The sequence below is a fragment of the Dolichospermum sp. LEGE 00240 genome, from assembly GCF_015207875.1.
Taxonomy (GTDB): domain Bacteria; phylum Cyanobacteriota; class Cyanobacteriia; order Cyanobacteriales; family Nostocaceae; genus Dolichospermum; species Dolichospermum gracile.
In genome coordinates, this window is record NZ_JADEVZ010000136.1 from 1 (window position 1) to 6,096 (window position 6,096).

Sequence of the window (6,096 nt, forward strand, 5' to 3'; positions counted from 1 at the left end):
CATTCAGGATTGAGGATTTCTGTTAAAGAATAAACACAATTTTCAGGGAAGATTGCTGGAGATAGTTCAGATTTACGAATAGCATTGTTTCTAGCTTTAATGTAGATCTTATCTAGGATTTTTGCACAATGATTATAAAGAACTTTAGACTCCAATAATAAATCTAATTCAGACCTAAAATTATCAATTTCTTCAATCCATCCCTTGACACAATAGGATTTCTCACTTTCCCAATATTGATAAAGAAGTAAGTGTTTAATAAGTTGTCTCAAATAACTTTCTACTTTACGCCTTTGTTCGTTTCCCAATGCAGTAATTTCCTCAATTAAGTGTTCCCAGTCAAGATTTTCTAAATCCCGATTTTGCAGTTGGTTAAGGGTAATATCCAACCATTCAGGATAATCTTGTTCATAAATCTGGTAATTTGCTTGTGTAGGTTGCATTTTACTTACTCAGCTACAGTTTAAATATTGATTGTTAACACAATACCTTGTCCAAATTAGAAAAAGCCTTGATTTGTAGGTTAGGTTGTGGAACGTAAACCTATCCCTGCGGGACACTGCGTGAACGCGAAGCAATAGCATGAAACTCTAATAATTGACAATCCACCTAACTAGCAACTTACATTACTAGTACAGCACGGCGTAAGTGAATAAACCATTTTCAAGCCTTGTAATCAATAGACATCTCCAAAAATTAAAGATGCTTGACCTGAAAACCCTGTAGAGACGTTCCATGGAACGCCTCTACAATCTTTTTTGGAGATGTCTAATCAAATTTTTGGAGCTTTTAATGGTCATGCTATTTACGCCCTAGTGTACTAGCTGAGAGGAATGTTTCCAGACTCTGAATTTTGTTGCAACCAATTTTCTAGTTGATTTATCTCAGTGAGATCGAGTAACTCTGTTGCTAGTTCTTCTAGTTGAGTAATTGATAAGCGATTAATTTTGAGGCTAAAATCAGATGATAAAGTTCCAAAACGACGGTCAATTAATTTCCATACCAATTTACGACTTTCTTGCTGCAAACCTTGCTGCAAACCTTGCTGTAAACCTTGCTGCAAACCTTGTTTTTCTCCTGTCTCCAAACCTTCTTTTAAGATTTGTTGATACCAAGGAGACTCTCTCAATATGGTCATATCCCACCTCATTATTTGTTGAACTAAGGGTATATCCAGGACAAAACCCGCAAAAAATGATAATAATGGCTCTAAATCCGTTAAAGTTTCATTGGCTCGTAATTCAATTACTGCTTGCCTGACAATACTTTCATTTCCTCCTCCTTTTAATATTGGCACAAAAGGCAATAAACTTGATAAGTTATGCTCAAAAACTAAATTAACATCTAATTCCCACAGATTAATAACATGATAGTTTTGATAAGTTTTAATTCCCATAAATTCCGTTTCATAGTAGTTAGGAATTATTTCTGTTTGAGAATTAGGTAGAATGTTAAGCAATACGGGATAAACCGGTAAATTATAGTTTTCTTTGGCTAAGGCTGTATAAGCATAAATTCTTACGGGTACTTGCTTGTTGTAACGCAATTGTAACTCATTTAGAATTAAAAATTCTCCGTCCTTGGGACTAGAGACTTTAATTAATACATCATTTTCTCTTGCTACCCATTGAAAATCGGAACTAATAATCTCTTTGACTGTTAAATCAGGATTATTAGTTAACCAACGTACCCATTGCTCAGGTGCTAAACTAATTAGGCGTTTACCGCCAATATCTGCTTTTTTCTTGGTCATCGCTGTTCTCTAATGGATGAATAATAGAATAACACATAGTTAATTAAACCTCATCCATTTTGAAACCTGAAGTAATGCGAGCATCTTGCTCGCTACTTAACTAACACACCCTACTTTTGCACTTTATTTAATTCATATTCCTTAGTGTCCGCTAGGTTCAGGGATTCTGATTCAAATGTCATATTTATCGTCAGTACACTTTGCTTAACTCCTCTGAACAATTGATACCTGCTAAAGAGTTTCATTTAACCAAGCGATCGCCTTCAAGATCAACAGTTCCAGATCCCCGACTTCTCTAAGAAGTCGGGGATCTGATGTTCTTATTTTATTTATAGAGTCAAGGTTAAAGAATTTCCCCAAGGACTAATTTGAGATTTCATCAATTAGCGATCGCTTTCAAGATCAACGGCGATTATCTTGTAATTTCTACTTGACTATTCAGTAAGTTTCTGTGTGGAAGTTCTGAACCTAATTCCAAACGTTTATTCAGTAAAATTAGTAATCCGCACCAATTTCTGCTAATTTCATATTGGTCAATATAGCTAAATATTCCCTGAAAATAGCGACTATAAAATTTTATATCTCGCTGCATTTGTGCTTCGAGAAATATTAGCGGTACATCGGAATTATTACTAATCGGTGTTAATAACCCATCTAACCTAGTTTCTTTTTCTTTGAGTACAGGTGCGCTATACTCAAATTCACAATCACTAGGAATACCAGGAATTAATTCTGCTATTAAATCTGGTTGATTTAAGAAAATTCTGTAAAATAATTTATCTGTTTTCATTTATATAACTAATTTTTACAATATTTTTTTAACTAAACACTTTCATAATTCCTTTAGATATAAACTAGAGTTTATTTTTTTTACAAAATAGTGAGGATCTGGGCATGATCAGATTATATATTCAGTTGCCATACCCAGGGAAGCGATCGCCTTAACCCTCCCTAATCACTTCTGTGTTAGCAGTTTAATGAACTGCTAACCAGTCTATCAGGTCTTGTAATTGGGAAAAATCCAATAAACTTTCTCCCAATATCTCTAACTCAGTAGTAGGTAACTTCTGGATTTTCTCCCTCATAGAAAATTCTATTTCCCCAAACCTTTTAGTGAGTTGACGCAAAACCAGGACAGACTCCCCTTGTTGTAGTCCTTGTTGCAATCCCCGTTGTTCCCCCTGTTGCAATCCCTGTTGCAATCCCCTTTGTTCTCCTTGTTGCAATCCTTCTTTAAGGATTTCTTCATACCAGGGTGATTCTCTTAACACTGTCATATCCCACCTCATGATTTGTTGAATTAAGGGAATATCTAACACAAAACTAGCAAAGAATGATATTTACTGCCTATATCTGCTTTTTTTGCCACTGGTTTTATGCGGGTATTCGAGATTTCATAAATTAGCGATCGCTTTGAAGATCAACAAAGTATATCTCAGGCGATTATAAGTTGGCCTTAGGGATAGATTAAAGGCGAAAATGAAAATTTAGTGGTCTTCTAACCAGGTTTTTAACTCAGAAATATCCTTAAAATCAAGTAATTGATCAACCAACATTTCAATTACACTTAGTTTCAAACCCCGAATTCGGGTTTCAATGGCAGAATCTAAAGAACCAAATTGCCGTTTTAGAAGACGCAGAACGATACTCACTCCCTCTTCTTGTTTTCCTTCTTGTTTTCCTTCTTGCTTTCCTTGTTGTTTTCCTTCCTGTTGTCCTTCAGCAAAGACATCCTGATAAAAACGGGTTTGTTTGAGGTCTACGTCTGTTATTCCTATCATCTGCTGTATTTCCTCTCTACTTAAAATAGGCAGTTTATAAACCATGATAGTCGGGAGCAAATCAATCAGTTGTAATTGCAATGGTCTTTGAGTTATTTCTCCATAGGTTTCTTTGGCAATTTCTTGTGCTAAAACTGCACTTTTATCCGCAGGAGTAACAATCAGTTTTAACAACTTCAGACTAATGGGGGCATTTGCTGGAGGTTCTAATTCATTTAAGTATATACGGTGGACTCTGGAACTTGCCAATAAAAAGTCATAGTGGCAGGTTGTTTTATTTCTACTGACTTGAATTTGTAATTACTGTTAACAGGGGTAAATTTCAGCAGATCAAACAGTAGTGGCGGAAATGTTTGGAATAATCGGTAAAATAGACTATCTGTTTTCAAGTTTTTAAACTTTGTTTAAATTTAGTTGTATGGGCAAGTAAAATTCTGATAAATCAAATTGGGTTTTAGTTTTACGAGTTAATTAAGTTGACCAATCTTGCATAGCTAGTCCGGGTATTTTCTCAAAATCTTGCCGATTTCTTGTCAAAAGAATACCATTATTGGCGATCACGATTGATGATATTCCAACAACTGATGCCACAAAGTTTTCTTCAGATTGACTTTGAACAAAAATTTGATATTGCATGATAGTTTTTCCTTGTAAACAATTTTATTATATCAAAAAGAATTGGAATTATTATGCGATCGCCTGACCTGTTGGTATAGTTTTATATATCTTTTTGCTGGCATTTCTACAGTCTATTCTTTCAGGGCGATAGCGAAACGCTGCTGCAAGCAGTTCGCTCGACAATTTTCAGCTACATAACAGAATTTAGTAAACACATTTTATGCCAATACCTGTTGATATAGTTCAATATACCGTTTTGCTGGCATTTCTACAGTCTATTCTTTCAGGGCGATAGCGAAACGCTGATGCAAGCAGTTCGCTCGCCAATTTTCGTTCATTTTTTCCCCTTAATTAAGGTTCCTGCTTTTGATGGCCGATAATATATTTTTTACCGAGATTTTCAACACGAATAACTGTATCAGACATAAGTATTAATTAACTATCAATTTGAAAATTATTGATTTGACGGCCTATATATCTCGATATTAGGCTAAATTTAGCATTTAATTTAATTATAGAAGTAGCCAGATCACCCACCCATAGTATATTACTAATTAGCTCACTTATAACACACTTGTTTTATAAGTTACCAGTAGTTATCCCCTGTATTTGAATAGGATTTTCTCCTCAGCTTGTTTAAATTCAATATCAAATAAATCAAACACAACTTCCCTACCCAATAAAACTTCTTGGCAATCCTCATTTTGTAACCAGGCAACAGGAGCAGAAAAGGTACAATTATCAATCTGCATTTCAACTTGTCGGAGTACATATTGTACACTCCCGCCTACTCCTTCTGCATTACTCAGAACTTCTCCTTGAGAGAGGGCATATCCTAAGTCTGTGCCTAAATAAAATGTAATTAGGCTAATATCCGAACCAGAATCTACAAGCATTTCCAAGATTTTAGAATTTTGAAAAGTTAGACAGACTTCGTATTTTGGCTGCCAATCATGTTTTTTGACTGTTCTAAAACGCACTGGGAAAAACTTCACTGGCTCAACAAATTCGTTCTCGTAGATCCGCTCAGTGATGTAGTCAGAAGATTTTAAGTTCTGAAGGTCAATTTGCTGTGTCATGATTCTATAATCTTGGTGATGAGCTATTACACCATCCTTAGTGTAAATAATCCATTCTCCACGATATTGTTTCAGTTTTCGGTAATTTGCTTGACGCCATTCTTTGGCACTATTGTATTTTTCGTTCATATTTAGCTGAGTTTATAAACATCATAATAACTATTATGATGGAAACCATTCAGGATTGAGAATTTCTCTTAGAGGGTGTTTGAAAAGTTAGAAGTTGAGTAAAAAAAGCTCTCAGGGTATAATCTGTAAATACTAAAAATACAGAACCGTAGAGAGCAATGAGTAAGAGGATGTTTGAAAAGTTTCCGGCGATTAGAAATCGCTACTACACAAACAAAGTCCACCTGCGTGGACTAACGAAAAATCAAGGCTTTTGAACCCACGTTCGCGTAGCGTTCCGAAGGAATAGGTGGGTTTCGTCTGTGTAGCTGCGACTTCTAGTCGCCCTTGCAAGTAATAAATTAGACTTTTCAAACACCCTCTAACTCTTCTGCCAAATTTTCCCAATCCAAAGCTATGATATCTCGACTAGCTAAGGCTAATTTTTGTTGAGTTAACCAATCAATGAAATCTGTTTCGTAGAGAGGTGATTTAGACATAAAATTAGTAATAATGACTTTCAGACTGGACAATTTTTAACCCTATTGATCATTAGGTAAGCTGATACCTTGTTCCAATAACAATTGTCGTAATTTAGCTACTTCTAATTCAGCAGAATCTGCCCGTTGCTTTTCTCGTTCTTCTGGTGTAGGCAACCAATTATTCTCTTGATCATACCAACGTAACCACTGTCTAGTTAGTCCTTGATATTCTCCCTCCCATAATCCTAAACCCAATTCAGCTTCTTCTAGCCATA

Annotated in this window: 9 protein-coding genes and 1 pseudogene; all 10 read right to left on the reverse strand. The window is 35.4% G+C overall.

Going from position 1 to position 6,096, the window contains the following annotated elements:
• The coding region (locus IQ226_RS24230) for a DUF29 domain-containing protein (RefSeq protein ID WP_193899638.1) at nucleotides 1-443 on the reverse strand (443 nt) is incomplete at its 3' end.
• 377 nt (nucleotides 444-820) lie between these two features.
• Nucleotides 821-1,753: a DUF4351 domain-containing protein gene (locus IQ226_RS24235; protein WP_193899639.1), complete on the reverse strand. Its 933-nt coding sequence runs from the start codon at nucleotides 1,751-1,753 to the stop codon at nucleotides 821-823.
• Nucleotides 1,754-2,165: 412 nt separating this feature from the next.
• Nucleotides 2,166-2,543, reverse strand: coding sequence for an Rpn family recombination-promoting nuclease/putative transposase (locus IQ226_RS24240; protein WP_228039651.1), 378 nt, complete (start codon nucleotides 2,541-2,543; stop codon nucleotides 2,166-2,168).
• 184 nt (nucleotides 2,544-2,727) lie between these two features.
• Complete coding sequence (locus tag IQ226_RS24245; RefSeq protein WP_228039652.1) at nucleotides 2,728-3,030, reverse strand: DUF4351 domain-containing protein; 303 nt, start codon at nucleotides 3,028-3,030, stop codon at nucleotides 2,728-2,730.
• 210 nt (nucleotides 3,031-3,240) lie between these two features.
• Complete coding sequence (locus tag IQ226_RS24250) at nucleotides 3,241-3,783, reverse strand: DUF2887 domain-containing protein (protein WP_193899640.1); 543 nt, start codon at nucleotides 3,781-3,783, stop codon at nucleotides 3,241-3,243.
• Nucleotides 3,750-3,923, reverse strand: a complete 174-nt coding sequence (locus IQ226_RS26120; RefSeq protein ID WP_193899641.1) for a DUF2887 domain-containing protein — start codon at nucleotides 3,921-3,923, stop codon at nucleotides 3,750-3,752. Before IQ226_RS26120 ends, IQ226_RS24250 begins: the two co-directional genes overlap by 34 nt.
• Nucleotides 3,924-4,005: 82 nt before the next feature.
• Nucleotides 4,006-4,170: a hypothetical protein gene (locus tag IQ226_RS24260; protein WP_193899642.1), complete on the reverse strand. Its 165-nt coding sequence runs from the start codon at nucleotides 4,168-4,170 to the stop codon at nucleotides 4,006-4,008.
• Nucleotides 4,171-4,748: 578 nt separating this feature from the next.
• On the reverse strand, nucleotides 4,749-5,360 hold the full coding sequence (locus IQ226_RS24265; protein ID WP_193899643.1) for a retropepsin-like aspartic protease: 612 nt from the start codon (nucleotides 5,358-5,360) through the stop codon (nucleotides 4,749-4,751).
• A gap of 350 nt (nucleotides 5,361-5,710) precedes the next feature.
• Nucleotides 5,711-5,839 carry a DUF29 family protein gene (locus IQ226_RS24270; protein ID WP_193899644.1) on the reverse strand — a complete coding sequence of 43 codons (129 nt, stop codon included), beginning with the start codon at nucleotides 5,837-5,839 and terminating at the stop codon, nucleotides 5,711-5,713.
• Nucleotides 5,840-5,881: 42 nt separating this feature from the next.
• Nucleotides 5,882-6,096: pseudogene (locus IQ226_RS24275) on the reverse strand (hypothetical protein); the annotation flags it as partial.

Bases quoted from the DNA above. Each gene is read 5' to 3' on its own strand.
- IQ226_RS24235 (WP_193899639.1), bottom strand. From the start codon at position 1,753: ATGACCAAGAAAAAAGCAGATATTGGCGGTAAACGCCTAATTAGTTTA.
- IQ226_RS24240 (WP_228039651.1), bottom strand. From the start codon at position 2,543: ATGAAAACAGATAAATTATTTTACAGAATTTTCTTAAATCAACCAGAT.
- IQ226_RS24245 (WP_228039652.1), bottom strand. From the start codon at position 3,030: ATGACAGTGTTAAGAGAATCACCCTGGTATGAAGAAATCCTTAAAGAA.
- IQ226_RS24260 (WP_193899642.1), bottom strand. From the start codon at position 4,170: ATGCAATATCAAATTTTTGTTCAAAGTCAATCTGAAGAAAACTTTGTG.
- IQ226_RS24265 (WP_193899643.1), bottom strand. From the start codon at position 5,360: ATGAACGAAAAATACAATAGTGCCAAAGAATGGCGTCAAGCAAATTAC.
- IQ226_RS24270 (WP_193899644.1), bottom strand. From the start codon at position 5,839: ATGTCTAAATCACCTCTCTACGAAACAGATTTCATTGATTGGTTAACT.